Annotated in this window: 1 pseudogene; it reads right to left on the bottom strand. The window is 65.9% G+C overall.

From position 1 onward, the window contains the following. A pseudogene (locus tag CKO35_RS17730) lies at positions 1-276 on the bottom strand (circularly permuted type 2 ATP-grasp protein); the annotation flags it as partial.

The following is a 276-nucleotide window of genomic DNA, read 5'->3' as shown; positions in this document are numbered from 1 at the left end:
CGTCGTGGATGAAGCGGTTGAGCGCCGTGACGCGCTGCACCAGCCCCTGCTGCATGCGGCTCCACTCGTGCGCGGGGATGATGCGGGGGATGAGGTCAAACGGGATGAGCCGCTCGTTGCCTGCCCCGCTTTCGTCCTTGGCGCCATACACGGCAAAGGTGATGCCCACACGCCGGAAGATCATCTCGGCTTCAGCCCGGCGATCCTGCATCACCCCAGGGGGTTGCTGCGCCAGCCAGTGCGCATAGCGCTTGTAGTGCTCGCGCACGTCACTGC

This window comes from Ectothiorhodospira shaposhnikovii (genome assembly GCF_016584105.1).
In the GTDB taxonomy this organism is placed as follows: Bacteria; Pseudomonadota; Gammaproteobacteria; order Ectothiorhodospirales; family Ectothiorhodospiraceae; genus Ectothiorhodospira; species Ectothiorhodospira shaposhnikovii.
Note: the sequence above shows the minus strand (reverse complement) of the source record. Positions and strands in the feature narration are given on the sequence as shown.